This window comes from Roseibium sp., from assembly GCF_051016195.1.
Classification (GTDB): domain Bacteria; phylum Pseudomonadota; class Alphaproteobacteria; order Rhizobiales; family Stappiaceae; genus Roseibium.
Window position 1 is genome coordinate 613,657 of record NZ_CP134616.1, and the last position, 18,663, is coordinate 632,319.

The window sequence follows — 18,663 nt, forward strand, 5'->3', positions numbered from 1 at the left end:
GTGCCGGGGCTTGTAAGCGGCGGGCTGGCCCTTGTCAATCGCAAGGTGCGACTTTTTTCGATCAAACGCAGGCAGGCCTTCACACCCGGCTCACAAAGCTCTAAGTAACAAGCTGACGGGCGCGGTGCTGACGCTTCGGCCCTCCAGTTCGGACGCGAAAAAAGGCATTTCCAGATGTCCACACCTCTCAACGGCAAACTCGTCACAATCTTCGGCGGGTCAGGCTTCCTCGGACGGCATATCGTGCAGTCGCTCGCGCGGCGCGGCTACCGAATCCGGGCCGCCGTCCGGCGACCGGACCTGGCAACCCACCTGCAGCCGCTCGGTGCGCCCGGACAGATCATGGCGGTGCAGGCAAACCTGCGTTACCGCTGGTCGATCGACCGCGCGGTGATCGGCTCGGACGCCGTCATCAACGCCGTCGGCATCCTTGCCCCGACCGGCAACCAGACATTCGATGCCGTACAGGCCTTCGGTCCGCGCGCGATCGCCGAAGCCGCGCGCGGCGCCGGACTTTCCGCGATCACACACATTTCCGCGATCGGTGCCGATGCCGACAGCACCTCCCAATATGCGCGCACCAAGGCGGCCGGAGAGGCCGGTGTCCTGGAAACGCTGCCCGACAGCGTCATCCTGCGTCCGTCGATCGTGTTCGGGCCGGAAGACGATTTCTTCAACCAGTTTGCGCAGATGGCACGATTCGCACCGGCCCTGCCGCTGATCGGTGGCGGTGAAACAAAGTTTCAGCCGGTCTATGTCTGCGATGTTGCCGAAGCCGTCGCGCGCTCCGTCGACGGCGAGCTAACGCCGGGCGCGACTTACGAACTCGGCGGACCGGAGCACAAGAGCTTCCGCGACTGCCTGGAAGAGATGCTGGAGATCACCCGCCGGTCGCGCTTCCTGCTGCCGATCCCCTTCCCGGTCGCCTCGGCAATGGGCAAGGTCATGCAGCTGCTTCCCGGCGCTCCACTCACCGCGGATCAGGTGGAACTCCTGAAAACGGACAATGTGGTTTCGGACGCCGCGATCAAGGATGAGCGTACCCTGCAGGGCATCGGCATTGAGCCCGCCACGCTCGCAAGCATCCTGCCGACATACCTGGAACGGTTCCGCCAGCACGGGCAATATGACGCGCACAAACCCGTTTGAGTTGCGACGCGGCCCGGAGCCAGGTACGAACTGCGGCGTAATCCTTTCTCTCAGGATGCTCCGCAAGACGGGGCTTGATCCACTGCTGCCTTGCCGCTGACCCGGCAAACCGGAATGACAAATCCGGGATTGAACTGCGCATCCCTTCCCGGCGAGAGACGGAATTGTGCCGTCATCTGTCAAGGACAGCATGGTTTCAAATCTGGTCTTCTTTGAATGAAACCCGCAAGCCGCTTACAGCGGAAGAGCCGAGCGCAAACCCACCTGGCCGACAGGCACGATCAGACCCGCTCGCGCGGAAAGCTTCTAATCTGTTGAAAATAGCTTTAGGCTTTCTCCTGACAGGAGGGGGCCATGTCACCCATTGCCAAGATAACCATGGTTTTTGTCGTGTTCGTTGATCTTCTGGGTCAGGGACTCGTGTTCCCGATCATCAACGGACTGATCATGGAGCCGAGCACGTCGATCCTGGCCAAGGACACGTCGACCGCAGCCCGTCATTTCGACTACGGACTGATTATCGGCATCTTCTTCATCTGCTGGTTCTTCGGCGCACCCTATATCTCGAAACTGTCGGACCAGATCGGGCGCAAGAACGCCATCCTGATCTGCCTTTTCGGCGCGTTTGCCGGCTATGCGCTGACAATTGTCGCGCTTTACGCCAACAGTTTCCTTCTGCTCATCCTGGGGCGCGCGATCACCGGGCTGACCGCCGGCAACCAGCCGATTGCCCAGGCGGCGATGGTGGATGGCAGCACCGATGACGAAGACCTGTCGAGAAACATGGGCTACATCATGCTCGGCATCAGTTTCGGCCTTGTCGGCGGCCCGCTGCTCGGTGGCTTCCTGTCCGACCCGGCCCTGATCGGAAGCGTGGCCAGCATCAAGCTGCCTTTCTATGCCAGTCTCGTCCTTGTTGCGATTGCCGTTGTACTGGTTGTCTTCTTCTACAAGGAAGATCCCGGCGAGCGGGAAGACTTCGCGCTGCGGCCGGCAGAAATCTTCGAAACGCTCTGGCGGATCAAGGATTTTCCGCTCGTCATCCGGCTGACGATCGTGCTGTTCTTCTTTCATCTGGCAAACGTGACGTTCTACGTCTTCGTCGACAACTACCTCACCAGCCGGTTCGGCTACGGCGTTCTCGGCAGCAGTGTTGCCATGATGACCATCGGCGCGGCCATTGCGATTTCGAGCACGTTTTTTGTCGTTCCCGTGCAAAAGAAGTTCACGAAGGAGCGGATTCTCGCGGTCAATTTCATTGTCTGGATCCTGGCGACGGGCGCGTTCATCCTGTCACCGGACGGTCCGCTGACCTATGTGCCGGTGTTCTGCTTCTTCTTCATTTTCGGCATTGCCTATCCGACGTTGCTGTCGATCTTCTCAGCGTCCGTCGGACCCGAAGAACAGGGATGGGTGATGGGGATGACGATTGCGGTCTTCACCTTCAACGCGGGCGCCATGTCGCTGATCGGGGGAGAGCTGATCGGGATCAACCTCGATCTGCCGTTTTACATCGTGATCGTTTGCGCCCTGACGGCGCTGGTGGTGATGTTCCTGTTGTGGAACAAGCCGGAGGTAAAGGCGCTCTTGCGAAAGACCGGCGACTGACTGTTTCGAGCCAGCCGCCGGTTCGGTTCCTTACCAGAAGTCGGCGCCGTAGCGATCCTGGTGCAGTTGGCGGTATCCGAGTTCCGTGCGCATGAGGCCAATGTCCTTCAACTCCTCCGCGTTCAGATGAGAAAGGGCACGGGCAGTTGTGCGGCGGCGAGAATACCGGCGGAACTTGTCGGCACATACACGAAGAACGGTGAACACAATGCTGCGGCTATGCGCACGGCTGCGGAAAACGCTTTCAATTTCATAGCTCATCTCTCAACTCCTCGGGGATCATGACCGCCGTTTTGCGGCGACAGGAACAAGATGGCAGGTCAATCCTGACAGCTGTGAGTCAGGTTTGATCTCGTTCTGTTCCCGGGATATGATTTTTTTTGAAACAACCGCCCAAGGTCCTTTTCATGAACCCGATTGAACGCGCGCTCGGCATTCTTTTGCTGCTGACAGGAGGCAAGCTTGTTCCGGCAACTGTGCTTGCCGAACGCTTCCAGGTGTCCCACAGGACCATCTACCGGGATATCGACAGGCTGATCGCGCTTGGCGTTCCGGTTGACGCGGAACGCGGTGCCGAGGGCGGATACCGGCTCGCAAGCGGGTATCTGCAGCCCCCCGTTGCGCTGTCCCGGGACGAAACGGCCGCGCTCCTAGCCGCCATGGCACTGGTGCGCAGCAGCCGCACCGTGCCGCTGGCGAACGACCTGGCATCTGCAGAAAAGAAGCTGCTCGCTACCCTTCCGAAAACAGTGCATGGACTGCTGAAGGAGGCCGACAAGATCGTCGGCATCGAACCGATTCCACCCGATATCTTTCATGCCGGCACCAAGGCCGAGCCCACGGAAGACTGGCAACGGGCACTGGACGGTTTCATGGCCGGGATCCTGGACGGCAAGCGCGTCAGGTTCGACCATGTCAACCCGTCGCGCAACACGGCGAAGGCACATGATGTCGAACCCTATGGCGTCATGTTCGACCGGGATCTCTGGTACCTGGCGGGGCGTTGTGTGGATACGCAGACCGTCAAGGTCTACCGGGCCGACCGCGTGCGCGATCTCGAGATCAGCGGCATGTTCTTCCGGGCGGACAAGTCATTTTCCATCAAGACACTGCTGGGCGGCGCCTGGCTGTCGCAGGCCATGCGCAGGTGGGAGCAGGAAGAGGAAATCGCCAAGATCCTGATCACCGCGCAGCAGGCCAAGAAACTGAGCGCGGACTGGTACTACCGCCATGCGGTTTTCACACCCGCAGGCGACGGCAAGATCCTGCTGAGCATTCCCAGCACTGACCGGGCGCGCATTCTGCCGCTTGTCAGATGGCTTGGGCCGGGCGCCGAACTGCTGTCCCCGGACGGCCTGCGTGCAGAATTCGCCGCCGAACTTGCCGCACTGACCACGCTTTACGGCAATGAGGCGTCCGCTGGATAATCAGCCCAGGAAATAGAGACCGGCGAACCCGGCCAGGCCGACGAAAATACGCCACCAGGCAAACGGTGCGAAGCCGTGCCGGGAGACGAAATCCAGGAGGCCCTTCACAACAAAGACGCCGGAGATGAACGAGGCCACGAAGCCGATGACGATGAGCGTGGCATCATCTGCAGAGAGGATGTTGCGGTTCTTGTAGAGGTCGTAGGCAAAGGCCCCGGCCATTGTCGGCATGGCGAGAAAAAACGAAAACTCGGCGGCGGAGCGCTTGTCGGTCCCCATCAGCAGCGCGCCCGCGATCGTCGCACCGGAGCGGGAAACGCCGGGAACCATCGCAAGACACTGGCAAAAGCCGATTTTCAGGCACAGCGACAACGGATAATCCATCACGTTGGTGTAGCGCGGCTTGAGCGGCAACCGGTCGATCCAGAGCAGGATGACACCACCCACCAGCAACGTGGTGCAGATGAGAGCCGGTGTCTCGAACAGCACTTCCTTGATGAAACCGTGCAGCATGACCCCGATGACGGCGGCGGGGAGAAACGCGATCAGAATACCGAAGACAAAACGGCGGCTGGCCGGGTCGCTCGGCAGGGACATGGCCAAATTCCACAATCTGGCAAAGTAGACGGACAGAATCGCCAGGATCGCGCCCAGCTGAATCAGTACCTCGAATGTTTTTCCGGTGCTTTCAAATCCGAGAAAATGGCCAAGCAGTAGCAGGTGTCCTGTCGACGATACGGGAATGAACTCCGTCAGTCCTTCGACAATTCCCAAAATAAGTGCACTTACAATTGTTTGGCCGTCCATTGGATCGTTTTCTCCAGCAGGCGTGATGCGTATCGAGCCGCACCGGCAATAATTCGCGGCTCGTCGTTTGCGCGGCGGCTGCCTGTTTGCAGGACCAATTTCCCCACGTCAAACCCTTGATAACCATATGTGAGGCAAACTGGTTCAAGAATTCTTAGTCTTGCCACAGTTCGGGCTCTAAACCCTTTCATGCTCACGCTTTACCATCACCCTTTCTCGCCGTCGTCCAGATTCGTTCGCCTTGTCCTCAGCGAATATGGCGCCGCCTTTGAAGAGCGTCACGTCGAACCCTGGGACCGGCCACAGGAGCTTCTGGTGCTCAACGCCGCCGGAACCGTTCCGGTGCTGGTGGAAAACGATGGCCCGGCCATCTGCGGACCGGGTCCGATCATGGAGTATCTCGACGAGACGCGCGGCTATGCGCTCACCGACCGGCGGCTCATGCCCGACCATCCCGAAGCGCGTGCCGAAACACGGCGTCTCGTCGAATGGAGCCTGGTGAAATTCGATCAGGAAGTGGTGGGCCACCTGGTGCGGGAGCGCATCTACAAGCAGATCATGCCCAAGTCCGCGGGTGGCGGTGAACCGGATTCGGCGGCTCTGCGCGTCGCCCGGGCCAACATCCATCATCATCTGAAGTATTTCGGCTATCTTGTTGCTTCCCGCCGCTGGCTGGCAGGGGATCGCCTGTCCTTCGCCGATTTCGCACTCGCGGCGGGTCTTTCCTGTGCCGACTACCTTGGCGAGGTTCACTGGAACAACGAAACGGACGTCAAGAGCTGGTATGCCCGAGTGAAGTCGCGTCCGTGCATGCGCCCGCTCCTTGGCGAAAAGGTTCTGGGCATGCCGCCGACCGCGTCCTACGCAGACCTTGATTTCTAGGGTCAGGACCAGGCGTCTCCTGTCTTCAAACCGGTCCCAACCCATGCTGCCGACACCATTGGACACCAAGACCCGCAAACTGCTCAGCGCACTCGAAGAAAAAGCCGTTTCGCTCGGCTTCGCAGGATTGAGGGTGACTGCCGCAGACAGCATACCCGATGCGGGCAAACAACTGCGCGCATTCCTGGAGAACGGGTATCACGGCACGATGGGCTGGATGAAGGAGACGGAAGATCGGCGCGGATCACCCCGAGCCCTGTGGCCGGAGGCGCGATCGGTTCTCATGCTGGCCATGAATTATGGTCCGGACGATGCACCGGAAAACCATCCGCTGGCGCATCTGGATGATCCGGGGACGGCGGGGATCTCCGTCTATGCGCGGCACCGCGACTATCACGACGTGATCAAGGGACGCTTGAAGGAACTGGCGTCATTCCTCGTCTCGAGGGCCGGGGGAGACGTCAAGGTTTTCGTCGACACGGCGCCCGTGATGGAAAAGCCGCTCGCCCAGGCCGCCGGTCTCGGCTGGCAGGGCAAACACACCAACCTGGTTTCCCGCGAGTTGGGTTCGTGGTTTTTTCTCGGGTCGATCTTCACGACGCTGCAGCTTCCGCAAACCGATCCCGAACATGACCATTGCGGCACTTGCCGGGCCTGCCTCGACAGTTGTCCAACGCATGCCTTTCCGGCCCCCTATCAGCTCGACGCGCGGCGCTGTATCTCGTATCTCACCATCGAGCATCACGGTCCCATCCCGCATGAGTTCCGCAAGGCGATGGGAAACCGGATCTATGGATGCGACGATTGCCTGGCGGCCTGTCCGTGGAACAAGTTCGCCCAGGCTGCGAGCGAGGCCAAGCTCATCGCTCGCGACGACCTGACCAATCCGGAACTCGCCTCGCTGCTCGATCTGGACGATGTTTCCTTCCGCAAACTCTTTTCCGGATCTCCGATCAAGCGGATCGGCCGTAACCGGTTTTTGCGCAATGTCCTGATTGCCGCGGGCAATTCCGGACTGGCACATCTGCAAGCCAAGGTCGAAGCGCTTCTTGACGATCCGGATCCGACCGTCCGGGGAGCGGCGGTCTGGGCCTACCGGCAGCTTGCGCTTGATGACGAATGGACGGCCAAGAAGGATGTTGCGCTGACCCTTGAAACAGACAAACAGGTCCGCGACGAGTGGCAGTCATAGATCCGCACTTTTACCCAGCATGATTCGACGTCACCAAAAGAATGGGTCATAGTCATGGAATGGCCAATGACAGCCCCCTATATCGTAGTCGACCGTCGCCCGACGGTTTAGTCCGATGATCCGATTTGGAGCCAAAACATTGATTTTAAAAGCCGCCTCCACCGAGACCTCAAGATCCTTCAAAACAAGTGCACGACTTCTGTCCTTCAGTACAGCATTCGTGCTCATGTCCGGAACCGCCTTCGCACAGGATACCGGAAAGGCCGCGTTTGACGCTTACGCCGACGGTCTGAAGAAGCTGGGGCTGGAGTTTGAAAACGGATCTGTCGACTACGACGAAGGCAGCGATACGCTGACACTGACGGACAGCACCCTCACCTTCAGCGGCGTGCTCAAGGACGTTCCGGTCGAAGAAACAAACGTCACGGGCAATGACGGGGCGACCGCGATCGATCCGTCCAAGCTGGAAGACATCACCTATTCGATCTCCTTCAGCTCACCGTCGGTCACGATTACCGGGCTGACGCATGACGACAGCAGCTTCACATCCAAGAGCTGGACCTATGCGGACAATTCCACGCTCCTGATCGAGGGCGCGAGAGAGAGCAAGGGCCGCCTGAAGGTCGACGGCCGCATGTCCGGCATTTCCGCAACCAATTATGAGTTCGTCCTTCCTGAAATTCCGGCCGAGGACGACGCGAAGCGGGCGAGCCGATGGCTCCCGTTCGTCAAAGCGACGCTGCTGACGTCCTATGACGAGGTCAAGGTGGACAACACCGCCGTCACGATCGAAGCCTATGCTTCGGCGGACGGCAAGGAGACCGAAGTGCTTTCCGGTACCATCCAGATGGACGGGTATCTCATGGCCGGCGCGCGGGACGGACGCGTCGCGGAGTACGCGATCGACCAGATGACGCAGAACCTCAGGACGCTCGACCCCGCGTCGGGGCAGATGCTTGTGCAGACGACCAGCCAGGGAAAAACGATCTACAGCGACATCGACATCAAGAGCATGATCGATCTCTTCGACCCGTCGGTTCCCGAAACCGGTGAGGAAAAAACACTGATCGGATCGGGATCCGCTGTCGACTACAAATCCAGCCAGGAAATCGCCGAGGGCGTCGCATTTACGATCGAGGCCGAAAAGGCGACGCTCGACAACGCAACGATTGTCAAACGCGACAACAACGTTCTCCAACTTCTCGATCAGGTCCTCAACAAGCAGGCACCCGGACCGGAAGAGCTGATCACCAACGTATTCCAGTTTTACCGGTCCTTTGCCTTTGCCGATGCCCGCATCAGTGGTGTCTCCATCATCTTTCCGCTTGGGCCAGGCCTGGAGTCGGCGATCAAGATCAAGGAAATGGCGATGACCGATATCGGCTCGGACGGTATCGGTGAAATGATGCTGGTCGGTCTGGATGCGCCCAATCTGCCGGAAGGCATCTCCGCCAAACTGGACTGGGCCGCCATTGGCGACATCGAGTTCGCCGAATATGAGCCGATCGAGGAAATCATCGGCAAGCTGATATCCGATCCGACATACGGCGAGAACAACCCGCTGGAAGTTGCGCGGGCCTTCATGCCACGGTCGCTTGGATATGAACTCGAAGGCCTTGAGGTCAACATTCCGCAGATCGGCCAAACCGCGATCGGCAAGGTTGAAACAACTCTTTCGACCACGGTCCCACCCATTCCGACCAGCCTTTTCTCCAAGACCGATGGCCTGCGCATTCCTGTCAAGGCAATTCAGGACCCGCAGGCACAGGCGCTGCTCCAGGGTCTTGGACTGGAAACGATCGTCTGGTCGGACGAAGCGCGTCTTTACTGGGATGAGGCGACACAGGACCTTCGCCTGGAACGCCTGATGATCGACATAGAAGGGGTTGGCCGTGCAGAGGCGTCTCTCCGGTTCGCCAACGTGCCCAAGGCGCTCTTCGAAGATCCGGAAGGACAGGGCCAACTCGCCGCGATTTCGGCTCAGTTCGTCGACGCCTCAATCACTTTCAACGACGCCGGCCTGACCACAAACGGGATCAAGTTCATCTCGGACGCCCAGGGCATTCCGCAAGAAGCCCTGAAGCAGGCGCTTATCGCCCAGGCAGCGGGAGCGACGGCTCCAATTCAGAACGAAGCCTTCACGAAGATGGTCAGCGACGCGGCGTCAAAGTTCCTCAATGATCCGAAGGACCTGAAGATCACGCTGACCCCGCCGAACCCGGTGCCGCTGGCCCAGATTCTCGGCAGCATGGCGGCGCCACAGACCCTGCCGGATCTACTGAACGTGCAGATCGAGGCCAACTGAGTCGCGAGTGGATCGTTCAGGCAACTGAAACCAGAAAAGGCGGCCAGTGGCCGCCTTTTCCTGTCTGTTATTCCGCGGCCTGCCGGTGTTCGGCCGGCCCTATCCTAGCCGCGCAGAACTTGAACTCCGGTATCTTGCCGAAAGGGTCAAGCTGCGGGTTGGTCAGGAAATTGGCCGGCGCTTCGAAGAAGCAGAACGGAACGAACAGCATGCCGCTGGACACGTCCCGGTCCGCGCGCAGGGTCAGCGTAATCGCACCGCGCCGGGTTTCAACGGTCACCTGCTGACCGATCTCCAGGCCCGCTAGCTTGATGTCGCGCGGGTTCATGGAAACGACCGGTTCCGGCTCGATGGCGTCGAGCACGGCGGCACGCCGGGTCATCGCACCGGTGTGCCAGTGTTCCAGCATCCGGCCCGTGGTGAGCACCAGCGGGAAATCCTCGTCCGGCAACTCGTTCGGCGGCACGAGGTCCGTCGGCACGATCTTGCCGCGACCGTCCGCGGTCGGAAAGGACTGGCCGAACAGGATTTCGTTACCGGGCTTGTCCGGCGCATCTGCCGGATAAGTGACTGTTCCGTCGCGCTCGAGCCTGTCCCAGGAAATGTTGTTGAGGGACGCCATGTGCGACCGCATTTCCTCATAGATTGCCGGAACGCCGTCATAGCTCCAGTTGAGCCCCAGGCGGTTGGCGATATCGATCAGGATCTGCCAGTCAGCACGGGCGTCTCCGGGCATCGGAACACACGGCCGGCCGATCTGGACCTGTCGGTTCGTGTTGGTGTAGGTGCCGAGCTTTTCCGCATGCGCGGAGGCCGGAAGAATGACATCGGCATGCCACGCGGTTTCGGTCAGGAAAATATCCTGAACGACGAGATGCTTCAGCGAGGACAGCGCCTTGCGGGCATGGGTCTGATCCGGGTCGGACATGGCCGGGTTTTCACCCTGCACGAACATTGCCTCAATGCCGCCGGCCAGGATGTCGTTCATGATTTCAACGACCGTGAGCCCGCGCACCGGATCGAGCATCCGCCCCCAGGCGTCTTCGTATTCGCCCCGGATATCCGGGTTTTCAACGGACCGGTAGTCGGGAAACACCATCGGGATGAGCCCGGCATCAGAGGCACCCTGCACGTTGTTCTGTCCTCGCAAGGGATGCAGCCCGGTGCCGGGACGGCCGATCTGGCCGGTTGTCAGCGCCATTGCGATCAGGCAACGGACATTGTCGGTGCCGTGAACGTGCTGGGAAACGCCCATGCCCCAGAAGATGATGGACCTGGCACTGGTCGCATAAAGTCTCGCAACCTCGCGCAAGGTCTGCGCGTCGATCCCGCAGACAGGTTCCATGGCCTCGGGCGTGAATTCGCGGATCTTTTCGGCAAGCGCTTCGAACCCGTCGACATGCGCGGCAATGTACTGGCTGTCATAAAGGCCCTCCGTGATGATCACATTGAGGATGGCATTCAGCATGGCGACATCGGTGCCGGGCTTGAACTTCAATCCGAAATCCGCATGCCGCATCAGGTCCTGTCCGCGCGGATCCATCACGATCAGCTTCGTGCCCTTCTTGGCGGCCTGCTTGATATAGGTCGCGGCGACCGGATGGTTCTGAGCCGGGCGCGCGCCGATGACGATCATGCAATCGGCATCTTCGGCCGCGTTGAACGGTGCTGTGACCGCGCCGGAGCCGATCCCCTCCATCAGTGCCGCCACGGAGGAGGCGTGGCACAGCCGCGTGCAATGGTCGACATTGTTGGTCTGGAAACCCTGGCGGATCAGTTTCTGGAAGAGATAAGCTTCCTCGTTGGATCCCTTTGCCGAGCCGAAGCCCGCCACGCCGGCACCGCCCTTCGCGTCGAAAGCGGCCTTCAGGCCGCCGGCGGCACGGTCCAGCGCCTCTTCCCAGGTGGCTTCCCGGAAATAGTCGAGATGGTTTTCCAGGGTCATGGAAATGTCGCCGCGCTTGGGAGCGTCGTCGCGGCGGATCAGGGGTTTGGTCAAGCGCTCCGGGCTGGAAACATAGTCGAAGCCGAAACGTCCCTTCACGCAGAGCCGGTTTTCGTTGGCCGGTCCGTCGCGGCCTTCGACCTTCACGATCTCGCCGTCCTTTGCGGAAACGGATGTGAGGCAGCCGACGCCGCAGAACGGGCAGACGCTGTCGACGGTTTCCTCGGCGAACACTTGACGCACCTTGCCGGCATCATCCAGGAGGCTCTTTTCCATCAGCGCACCGGTCGGGCACGCGGAAACGCATTCACCGCAGGCAACGCAGGTGGAAATGCCCATCGGGTCGGCAAGGTCGAAGATGGGAGCCGTGTGGGAACCGCGATCGGCCATACCGATCACGTCATTCACCTGGACTTCCCGGCAGGCGCGTTCGCACAGGTTACAGGCGATGCAGGCGTCAAGGTTGACTGCGATCGCCGGGTGGGAGATATCCAGTTGCGGTCTTTCGCAGGGAGCAAACCGGCTTTCCGTCATGCCGATCGCGTCGGACCATTTCCAGAAATCGCTTTCCGGATCGGGGTGGGCCTCACGGCTTGGCTGATCGGCTGCCAGCAGTTCAAACACCATTTCACGCGCCTTGGACGCCCGTTCCGATTCCGTCTGGACGACCGTGCCTGCGGACGGCATGCGGATGCAGGAGGCCGCCAGCGTCCGCTCTCCTTCGATATCGACCATGCAGGCGCGGCAGTTGCCGTCGGACCGGTATCCGGGAGCATCCTTGTGGCACAGATGCGGGATCGCGACGCCTTCGCGCTTGGCCACCTGCCAGATGGTCTCACCTTCCTGGGCGGTGACGTCCTTGCCGTCGAGGGAGAATGTGATCTCGCTCATCTTTCGAATTCCTCCGGGAAAAACTTGAGCACGGATGCCACGGGATTGCTCGCTGCCTGACCAAGGCCGCAGATGGAGGCAGAGCGCATGACCGCATCAAGGTCCGCGATCTTTGCCTCGTTCCAATCGCCGGCGGCGAGCAGATGTTCCATCTTCTCCGTTCCAGATCTGCATGGCGTGCACTGGCCGCAGCTCTCGTGCTTGAAGAAGCGCATCAGGTTCAGCGCCACGTCGCGCATGTCATCCTGATCGGAAAAGACGACAATCGCGTGGCTGCCGATGAAGCAGCCATGCTTGTCGAGCGTTCCGAAATCCAGCGGCTCGTCGGCAAGCGAGGCAGGCAGGATACCGCCAGACGCCCCGCCCGGAAGGTAGCCCTTGAACGTGTGACCCTCTTCCATGCCGCCGCAGAATTCTTCCAGAAGTTCGTTCATGGTAATCCCGGCGGGTGCCAGCTTGACGCCGGGTTCCTTCACCCGGCCAGACACCGAGAATGACCGGAAGCCCTTGTGATCGCGCCGGCCCTGCGATGCGAACCATTCCGGTCCCTTTTCGACGATGTCACGGACCCAGTAGAGCGTTTCAACATTGTGGTTGAGCGTTGGCCGGCCGAACAGGCCCACCTGGGCAATGAAAGGCGGACGATGGCGCGGCAGACCGCGCTTGCCTTCGATCGATTCGATCATAGCGCTCTCTTCACCGCAGATGTAAGCGCCGGCGCCGCGGCGCAACTCGATGTCAATTCCCGTGATGATACCGGTGCTGCGCAAGGCTTCGATTTCAGCCGCCAATATCTCCAGCACCGCCGGATATTCATCCCGCATATAGAGATAGACCCGGTCAGCTGAAATCGCGTGAGCCGCGATCAGGGCCCCCTCCAGGAGCCGGTGCGGGTCGCGTTCCAGGTGGTAGCGGTCCTTGAAGGTACCCGGCTCGCCCTCGTCGCCGTTGATCGTCAGGTATTTCGGTCCCGGAAGATCGTTGACGATCTTCCATTTGGTTCCGGTGGGAAATCCTGCACCACCAAGACCTCTCAGGCCTGCTTCCAGCGCCATGCCAGCTAGAGCCGCTGCATCGAACTCACCAGCGCGCACGCGTTCCAGCAGCTTGTAGCCGCCATCAGCGCGATACTGTTCGAGTTTGATGTAATCCGGCATATCCGGTGCAGTCTGCCCTTCGAACAGTGTCGCGCGCACGGAAAGTTCGCTGGCATTGTCGACGGCCCGTTTGCCGACCTGCACGGCCGGCGCGCCGTCACAGCGGCCGATACAGGGAACTTTCTGGATACGGACCTTGGCCGGGTCCACTCCGGCTTCAAGAGCCGCCGCCAGAGCGTCGGCACCCTTGATGGAACAGGTTACGCTGTCACAGACGCGAATTGTCAGGGGTGCAGGCTTCCGGTCTTCCTCGCGAATGATGTCGAAGTGGTGGTAGAAGCTGGCGACTTCGTAGACTTCCGCCTGAGACATCTTCATCTCGACCGACAGCGCCTTGAGGTGGCGTGCCTCGAGGCAGCCATAGGCATCCTGTATCTTGTGCAAGTGCTCGATCAGCAAATCGGCGCGGCGCGGTTCTTCGCCCAGGAGTGCCTGAACTTCACTCAGGGCCGCATCTTCCAACTGACGCCCTTTTGGCTGGGACGGCTTTCTTGAAAGCCCCTTGCCGAAAGACATTGGCGTTCCTCCTAAACGTGCAAGGCACGCGGCCTGTTACGCGTGCCCATGCTCTGACCCAAGTCCTGGAAAAACACGAAAACCGCATGCGGCTGACGCGCTGAAAATCCATTTGTGCCGGATGCTAGCGGTGGAACTTTGCCTTGTCTGTTTGAAAAGCGACAACGAAACTTCAAAACTTGACGCTTTGACGATGACCGTTGCGTGCGATCAGGATGTCAGGTGGGAAAATGCTGAAACTACCTGCAGATAGACCGGCCGTTTGAACGGCACGATCAGGTCGGGCAGGCGTTCCGCGTGCTCCCAGCGCCACTCCGCGAACTCCGCCGAATGGCCGTCCGGCGGGGTCAGGATGTCGATCTCGTCATCGGACCCGTCAAAACGGTAGGCAATCCATTTCTGTGCCTGCCCGCGATACTTGCCCTTGCGCGTCGATCTCACGACTTCCGGCGGGTAGTCATAGGCGAACCAGTCCGGGGCTTCTTCCAGAAGCGTGACAGAACTGATCGACGTTTCCTCGTAAAGCTCCCTGCGCGCGGCATCGAGCGGTGTCTCGCCCTTGTCGATGCCGCCTTGCGGCATCTGCCAGGCAAATTCGTAATTGGCCGTGCTGCCGCCATCGTCGCGGCTGCCGATCCAGACCTTGCCTTGCCCGTTTATCAGCATGATCCCGACACAGGGACGGTAAGGCAGGCCTTCGGACGGCTCCGGAAACCCCGGGCCAAGGGCGCGCTTGTTCACTTCAACACCTATCAGAAATCCAGTCAGCCCAACCTTCGGGCCTATCCGTCGATTGTTGCACTTACCGGCACAAGCTGAAGACCACGTTGTTCCAAGTCGCGCACCCACTTTTCGAGCTGACGAACGGTCACGGGCAGGGCCGAACCGGCCGCAACGGCGATGCCACGGGATCTTGCAATGCTCTCCAGCTGGAGCAGCTTGGCATCGATATTGTCTTCGCGCGGCACTTCATCCAGAACGACGTCGACACCGGAAAAGGGTATCCGCAACTCACTGGCTGTTTCCGCGGAAAGACTGCGGGACGACGTGCCGTTGTCGACGAACATGAGCCCCCGGGATTTCAGCTTTTCAAGCAGATACTGGATGGACGGTTTGGTCGAGGTGAAACGCGCGCCCATGTCGGGGATCGTGCCGACATAGTTTGTCGCCCGTGTCAGCAGAAACGCAAGCCGATCCAGCATCTCCGCAGGCTGCAGGCTGACGAGAAGCGTATGCGGGCCCGGGTCATTGTCCGGAAAGTCAAAGGGTTCCAGCGGAAGCTGCAGGAGCAGTTCATGCCCCTTGGTGCGCGCCTGCTGCATCCACAGATCGAGATCATCGCCATAGGGCGCAAGGGCAAGCGTGACATCCGCGGGCAGGCGGTCGATCGCATTCTGCGTCCCGGTCTCGCTCAGGCCCATGCCGTTCAGGATAACGGCAATCTTCGGGATGGATGTAAACTCGCGGACAATCGGACGGGAATAGGCGTCCAAAGGACGCACCCCGGCATCACTGACTTTCGGAAGGAAACCATAATCGGACCGCTCACTGACCCGCGTGTCCGGATTGGCCGACAGGCTTTCAACCGGCGCTTCCGGTCCCTTGCCGTCCGGACGCTGGACCATAGCGTAACGCGGCCCAAGCAGATCCTGGCCGGCGTCGGGCCTCAGGTTCGGACCGAGATCCTCGTTCAGCCCTGGCCGGATTTCAACGACCTCGATGTCCTGGGAGGTCACACCTTCAACGGTGGCCTCGAGCGGGATCAGTGCGACCGGTTCACCTCCAAGGGGATCATCCACGACGGCGACCCAGATGAGTGTCGTTGTTACGAAGACACTCAAGAGGCCAACGCCGATGAGGCCGAACGGCAGCCTGACCAGCCGCCGCTTGCCCATCCCTAGGGGAGCTGTGAGATCTTCGCTCGACATGTCGTTCTGAGCCTTTGTTCCGGCGTGGTGCCGGCGAGGTTTCTTGTTGTCGGGATACGCAGAACGAGAATGGAAGCACTGCGCGCCGTTTGCCGGCGCGCAGCTGATCGTTTGAAGCGGTTAGTTCTTGACCGCCGCGCTGTCAGACACCGGCGGGAAGGCGCTGTTCACCTGCTCGCCGCGCAGAAGATCAAGCGCGAGATTGAGTTGGGTGTCGTCCTCCGGATCCGGCGGGACGTAGGCCTGGCTGCCGGACTGCTCTTCGCCTTCCGCTTCCAGGTGTCCGCGCAAGCCGGCTTCACCACGCGTCTCGACACGGCCGACCAGTTCTTCGGGCAGTTCCTGCAGGGTTTCGATGTCCGGCACGATGCCTTTCGCCTGGATGGAGTTTCCGGACGGTGTGTAGTAGCGCGCGGTCGTCAGGCGGATCGCACCGTTGGCTCCGAGCGGGATGATGGTCTGTACCGATCCCTTGCCGAAGGAACGCGTGCCGAGGATCGTGGCGCGGCGGTGGTCCTGAAGGGCACCGGCAACGATTTCGGACGCTGAGGCCGAACCGCCATTGACCAGAACGATCACGGGCTTGCCGTCGGTCAGATCGCCGCCTCGAGCGTTGTAGCGTTGCGTTTCATCGGCTTCCCTGCCCCGTGTCGAAACGATTTCGCCGCGGTCGAGGAACGCATCGGACACGGCGATGGCCTGGTCGAGCAATCCGCCGGGATTGTTGCGCAGATCAATGACGTAACCCTTGACCTTGTCTTCACCAATCGCGGCCGTGGTTTCCTCAATGCCCTTCTTGAGGCCATCGAACGTCTGTTCGTTGAACTGTGTCACGCGGACATAGCCGACATCTTCCTCTTCACGCCAGCGAACAGAGCGGATGCGGATGATGTCTCGTGTGATGGTGATGTCCAGAGGATCGGCGCGGCCCTCACGGCGGATCGTCACCACAATGTCGGTATTCACCGGACCACGCATTTTTTCGACAGCTTCGTTCAAGGTCAGACCCTGAACCTGCTCGCCGTCAATATAGGTGATCAGGTCACCGGCAAGAACACCGGCTTTCGCGGCGGGAGTTTCGTCGATCGGGGAAACGACCTTGACGAGACCTTCCTCCATCGTGACCTCGATTCCGAGGCCGCCGAACTCACCGCGGGTCTGCACCTGCATGTCACGGAAACTTTTCGGCGACATGTAGCTGGAATGCGGGTCAAGTGACGTCAGCATGCCGTTGATGGCGCTCTCGATGAGCTGTGCATCATCGGGGACTTCCACATAATCCGAACGCACACGCTCGAAAACGTCGCCGAACAGATTGAGCTGCCGGTACGTGTCGGTGGCGGCCGCGTTCGCCGCCGCCGATACCTTGAACGGCATCTGGGACATTGTCGTAACTGCCGCAGCCCCCATCAGGGCACCCACCAGCAGCAAGGAAGCTTTCCGTATCATCCGCGAGCCTTTTCTTCTTCTGTGCGCGCCCACCAAGGCGTGGGATCGACCGCACGGCCGTCCTTCCGAAATTCAACATATAGGATCGGCTGGGTCGAACCCAAGCCGAACGTCGACGCGCTTGCCCACTGGGTAGCGCCCATAACACCAACCGGTTCCCCGGTAAGAACAAACTGCCCCAATTCCGCGTCTATCCGATTCAGGCCGGCGAGGAGCACATGGTAGCCGTCGCCGGTGTTCAGGATCAAGAGCTGTCCGAAAGAACGGAAAGGACCTGAATAAACCACCCATCCGTCCGCCGGCGAGGTCACATTAGACCCCGGCCTTGTGGCAATAGATTGACCTTCCGTCAAACCACCGAATTCATCTTCCTGTCCGAAGTCCTTGAGCAGGGTTCCTGCTACCGGCTGCGGCAATCGGCCCTTAGCCTCTTCAAACGCGATTTGCGGCGCAAGCCGTCCTGGATCTGCAAACGGATCAAAATTGCGCGAGGCGTTGCGTTTAGCGTCGAGTGCCGCCTGCCGGGACTTTTCGGCCGCGTCGCGCGCGCTCTCGATTTCGACCTCAAGGTTTGCGATCAACTCCTCGAGTGAGCCTGCCTGTTCCGCCAGCTGCGCCGCGCGCCTTTTTTCCTCTTCAAGTACCTTGACCGACTTCAGATGTTCCTGCCTTTTCGCGCTCAGGAGAAGTTCAAGGCGCGACTTTTCCTCAGCCAATCGCATCGCATCGCCGCCCAGCCGGTTCTTCTCCTCCGCGATCACCGATTTCAGACGTTGCAATTCGGCAAGATCAGCGGCAAGGGCTTCGGTTTCCACCTTGAGTTCGGGCATGACCGCATTCAGAAGGATCGCACTGCGAACCGCCGACAGGGCATCACTCGGACGCACCGCAAGCGCCGGCGGCGGCCGTTTGCCGATCCGCTGCAACGCGGCCAGGACTTCCGCCAGCACGTCACGACGCGCGACCAGAGACAGGCGCACCGCGTCTTCGTTCTCTCCAAGGCTCATCAATCTGCGTTCGGTGTCCGTCAACTCGGTTTCAAGGCTCTTGATCGTGTCCGAGGTGCTTATGATCTTCGCATTCAACGTTTCCCGGTCACGGTCCAGTGCGCGGATCTCGCGGGCGATCGCGGCCTGACGATCGGACGATACTTCAATATCCCGCGACAAGGCGGCCAGTTCGTCTTCGCGCTCTTTCTTCCGTTCCAAAAACGCATCGATCTCGGACGCTTCGGCAGTTTCGGCCCGCGCTTCCTCGTCGAGACTTTCACTTGCCTGCAAGGGTGCGGGAACGAGCATGAGACAAAGCGCGAGCCCACTCAAAAACGAGCCCGATGTCCACCAGTTCCGAAATCCAGGACGCACAGCGTTAATGCGATCCGGTCTCAATTCCCGTCAGCTCCCAAAG

At 60.3% G+C, this 18,663-nt stretch carries 14 protein-coding genes; 6 read left to right on the forward strand and 8 right to left on the reverse strand.

Translation table 11 applies throughout. The features are described from left to right. The first annotated feature begins 174 nt into the window (after positions 1-174). The gene (locus RDA78_RS02780) at positions 175-1,149 is read left to right on the forward strand and encodes a complex I NDUFA9 subunit family protein (RefSeq protein ID WP_434053848.1); all 975 of its coding nucleotides are present in this window, start codon (positions 175-177) and stop codon (positions 1,147-1,149) included. Between the two features lie 354 nt (positions 1,150-1,503). Continuing rightward, the gene (locus tag RDA78_RS02785) at positions 1,504-2,757 is read left to right on the forward strand and encodes an MFS transporter (protein ID WP_434053849.1); all 1,254 of its coding nucleotides are present in this window, start codon (positions 1,504-1,506) and stop codon (positions 2,755-2,757) included. Positions 2,758-2,787: 30 nt separating this feature from the next. Here RDA78_RS02785 and RDA78_RS02790 read toward each other — a convergent pair whose 3' ends face one another. Next, complete coding sequence (locus tag RDA78_RS02790; protein ID WP_434053850.1) at positions 2,788-3,018, reverse strand: DUF1127 domain-containing protein; 231 nt, start codon at positions 3,016-3,018, stop codon at positions 2,788-2,790. A 146-nt stretch (positions 3,019-3,164) separates the two neighbouring features. Between RDA78_RS02790 and RDA78_RS02795 the strand changes: the two genes are divergently transcribed. After that, the gene (locus RDA78_RS02795; RefSeq protein WP_434053851.1) at positions 3,165-4,184 is read left to right on the forward strand and encodes a helix-turn-helix transcriptional regulator; all 1,020 of its coding nucleotides are present in this window, start codon (positions 3,165-3,167) and stop codon (positions 4,182-4,184) included. On the opposite strand, the gene RDA78_RS02800 is transcribed toward RDA78_RS02795, so the two are convergent. Continuing rightward, complete coding sequence (locus RDA78_RS02800; protein ID WP_434053852.1) at positions 4,185-4,991, reverse strand: undecaprenyl-diphosphate phosphatase; 807 nt, start codon at positions 4,989-4,991, stop codon at positions 4,185-4,187. It abuts the gene before it with no gap. Between the two features lie 189 nt (positions 4,992-5,180). On the opposite strand from RDA78_RS02800, the gene RDA78_RS02805 reads away from it, so the two are divergent. The 3 genes from RDA78_RS02805 (at position 5,181) to RDA78_RS02815 (ending at position 9,370) form a co-directional block, all read left to right on the forward strand. Then, positions 5,181-5,873, forward strand: a complete 693-nt coding sequence (locus tag RDA78_RS02805; protein ID WP_434053853.1) for a glutathione S-transferase family protein — start codon at positions 5,181-5,183, stop codon at positions 5,871-5,873. Between the two features lie 43 nt (positions 5,874-5,916). Then, positions 5,917-7,065 carry a tRNA epoxyqueuosine(34) reductase QueG gene (gene queG, locus RDA78_RS02810; RefSeq protein WP_434053854.1) on the forward strand — a complete coding sequence of 383 codons (1,149 nt, stop codon included), beginning with the start codon at positions 5,917-5,919 and terminating at the stop codon, positions 7,063-7,065. 226 nt (positions 7,066-7,291) lie between these two features. After that, positions 7,292-9,370 carry a hypothetical protein gene (locus tag RDA78_RS02815; protein WP_434053855.1) on the forward strand — a complete coding sequence of 693 codons (2,079 nt, stop codon included), beginning with the start codon at positions 7,292-7,294 and terminating at the stop codon, positions 9,368-9,370. 67 nt (positions 9,371-9,437) lie between these two features. Here the strand turns inward: RDA78_RS02815 and fdhF are convergent, their stop codons facing one another. The 6 genes from fdhF to RDA78_RS02845 all read right to left on the reverse strand — a co-directional run bounded on the left by fdhF (position 9,438) and on the right by RDA78_RS02845 (position 18,554). After that, positions 9,438-12,206, reverse strand: coding sequence for a formate dehydrogenase subunit alpha (gene fdhF, locus RDA78_RS02820; protein ID WP_434053856.1), 2,769 nt, complete (start codon positions 12,204-12,206; stop codon positions 9,438-9,440). Next, on the reverse strand, positions 12,203-13,879 hold the full coding sequence (locus RDA78_RS02825; protein ID WP_434053857.1) for an NAD(P)H-dependent oxidoreductase subunit E: 1,677 nt from the start codon (positions 13,877-13,879) through the stop codon (positions 12,203-12,205). The genes fdhF and RDA78_RS02825 overlap by 4 nt, the downstream gene beginning before the upstream one ends. Positions 13,880-14,089: 210 nt before the next feature. Further along, a complete protein-coding gene (locus RDA78_RS02830) occupies positions 14,090-14,545 on the reverse strand; it encodes an RNA pyrophosphohydrolase (protein WP_434056092.1) in 456 nt (151 codons plus the stop codon). A 116-nt stretch (positions 14,546-14,661) separates the two neighbouring features. Then, positions 14,662-15,807, reverse strand: coding sequence for a divergent polysaccharide deacetylase family protein (locus RDA78_RS02835; RefSeq protein WP_434053858.1), 1,146 nt, complete (start codon positions 15,805-15,807; stop codon positions 14,662-14,664). Positions 15,808-15,927: 120 nt separating this feature from the next. Beyond that, positions 15,928-17,256 (reverse strand): S41 family peptidase, encoded by a 1,329-nt coding sequence (locus RDA78_RS02840; protein WP_434053859.1) that lies wholly within the window; start codon positions 17,254-17,256, stop codon positions 15,928-15,930. Beyond that, entirely contained in the window at positions 17,253-18,554 is a 1,302-nt protein-coding gene (locus RDA78_RS02845; protein ID WP_434053860.1) for a murein hydrolase activator EnvC family protein, read from the reverse strand. Before RDA78_RS02845 ends, RDA78_RS02840 begins: the two co-directional genes overlap by 4 nt. Positions 18,555-18,663: the final 109 nt, after the last annotated feature.

Coding starts and splice junctions, on each gene's coding strand:
- RDA78_RS02780 (WP_434053848.1), top strand. CDS start 175: ATGTCCACACCTCTCAACGGCAAACTCGTCACAATCTTCGGCGGGTCA.
- RDA78_RS02785 (WP_434053849.1), top strand. CDS start 1,504: ATGTCACCCATTGCCAAGATAACCATGGTTTTTGTCGTGTTCGTTGAT.
- RDA78_RS02790 (WP_434053850.1), bottom strand. CDS start 3,018: ATGAGCTATGAAATTGAAAGCGTTTTCCGCAGCCGTGCGCATAGCCGC.
- RDA78_RS02795 (WP_434053851.1), top strand. CDS start 3,165: ATGAACCCGATTGAACGCGCGCTCGGCATTCTTTTGCTGCTGACAGGA.
- RDA78_RS02800 (WP_434053852.1), bottom strand. CDS start 4,991: ATGGACGGCCAAACAATTGTAAGTGCACTTATTTTGGGAATTGTCGAA.
- RDA78_RS02805 (WP_434053853.1), top strand. CDS start 5,181: ATGCTCACGCTTTACCATCACCCTTTCTCGCCGTCGTCCAGATTCGTT.
- queG (WP_434053854.1), top strand. CDS start 5,917: ATGCTGCCGACACCATTGGACACCAAGACCCGCAAACTGCTCAGCGCA.
- RDA78_RS02815 (WP_434053855.1), top strand. CDS start 7,292: ATGTCCGGAACCGCCTTCGCACAGGATACCGGAAAGGCCGCGTTTGAC.
- fdhF (WP_434053856.1), bottom strand. CDS start 12,206: ATGAGCGAGATCACATTCTCCCTCGACGGCAAGGACGTCACCGCCCAG.
- RDA78_RS02825 (WP_434053857.1), bottom strand. CDS start 13,879: ATGTCTTTCGGCAAGGGGCTTTCAAGAAAGCCGTCCCAGCCAAAAGGG.
- RDA78_RS02830 (WP_434056092.1), bottom strand. CDS start 14,545: ATGCTGATAAACGGGCAAGGCAAGGTCTGGATCGGCAGCCGCGACGAT.
- RDA78_RS02835 (WP_434053858.1), bottom strand. CDS start 15,807: ATGTCGAGCGAAGATCTCACAGCTCCCCTAGGGATGGGCAAGCGGCGG.
- RDA78_RS02840 (WP_434053859.1), bottom strand. CDS start 17,256: ATGATACGGAAAGCTTCCTTGCTGCTGGTGGGTGCCCTGATGGGGGCT.
- RDA78_RS02845 (WP_434053860.1), bottom strand. CDS start 18,554: ATGCTCGTTCCCGCACCCTTGCAGGCAAGTGAAAGTCTCGACGAGGAA.